Here is a 1,221-nt window from a genome sequence, read left to right on the forward strand (position 1 = left end):
CTGTAGTAAACGCGACCTGATCTGACAGTTGCCCGGTTTGTAGCCTGCGATTGTCAGGTCAAATTCAGTCGTTCAATGTGGTGATTTTATCGTGCCACGCCTCCTTCCCGTCAATCAGTGTTTGCATTGGGGTTCGGCCGCAGCACATCTTTCCCTGATGGGTGCGGTCGTTGTTGTAATAGGAGATCCACTCGTCGAGATCGGCCTGTAGCTCGTCGATGCTTCGGTACATTTTGCGGCGGAACGCCACCTGGTAGAACTCCTGCAGGATCGTCTTATGGAATCGCTCGCAAATGCCATTTGTCTGTGGGTGCCGGACCTGCGTCTTCGTGTGCTCAATATCGTTGAACGCCAAGAAGAGCTGGTAGTCATGGGTCTCCGCTTTGCCACAGAACTCGGTTCCGCGGTCGGTTAGTACGCGCAGAACTCCCATGCCTTGCTCTTCCATGAACGGGAGAACACGATCGTTAAGCAGATCTGCGGCCGTGATCGGGGTCTTGGTACTGTAGAGCTTCGCTGCAGCCCACTTCGAGTAGGTATCGACGTATGTTTGCTGGTAGATCCGGCCGACGCCCTTCATCGTGCCCACGTAGAACGTATCCTGACTACCAAGGTAGCCAGGGTGCGCCGTTTCGATCTCGCCGCATGCGACGTCGTCGTCCTGCTTCCGCTCCAGCGCTACGACCTGCGACTCGGTGAGCACTTCACCGGTTTCGGCGACGTGCCGTTCGAGCGCCACCAGACGCTTCTTGAATGACTCCAGATCGCCGCGTAGCCAGATTGAACGCACTCCAGAAGGAGAAACGAAGATGCCCCGCTTGCGCAGCTCGTTCGACGCGCGAACCTGTCCGAACGCCGGCTGCTCCACCGAAAAAGCGATGACCGCCTTCTCCGTGGCCTCTTCGACGCGGTTCTTCAGATTTGGTTTCTTGCGGCTAGCATCGATGAGCGCCTCAACGCCACCAGCGGCAACAGCGGACTGATAGCGATAGAAGGTGTCGCGCGATAAACCCATCACCTTGCAGGCACGGGAAACATTGCCAAGTTCATTGGCCAGGTTCAAAAGGCCCATCTTGTGTTTGATGGCTTTTTGGGGAACACTGCTCATGGGGTTACTCCTTGCGCTTACGCGCATTGGTTGATAAAGATTCGCACCTCTATCAAACCGGGTAACCCCACCCTTCGTACTGCGATGTGTCAGATCAGATCGGAACTACTACA

The 1,221-nt window shown here is 55.8% G+C and carries 1 protein-coding gene; it reads right to left on the bottom strand.

The features are described 5' to 3' along the window. Nucleotides 1–64 precede the first annotated feature (64 nt). The gene (locus I4X03_RS22965) at nt 65–1,108 is read right to left on the bottom strand and encodes an IS481 family transposase (protein ID WP_223471441.1); all 1,044 of its coding nucleotides are present in this window, start codon (nt 1,106–1,108) and stop codon (nt 65–67) included. Between the last annotated feature and the right edge of the window lie 113 nt (nt 1,109–1,221).

Source organism: Massilia soli (genome assembly GCF_016809835.1).
GTDB classification, from domain to species: domain Bacteria; phylum Pseudomonadota; class Gammaproteobacteria; order Burkholderiales; family Burkholderiaceae_D; genus Telluria_A; species Telluria_A soli.

Coding starts and splice junctions, on each gene's coding strand:
- I4X03_RS22965 (WP_223471441.1), bottom strand. CDS start 1,108: ATGAGCAGTGTTCCCCAAAAAGCCATCAAACACAAGATGGGCCTTTTG.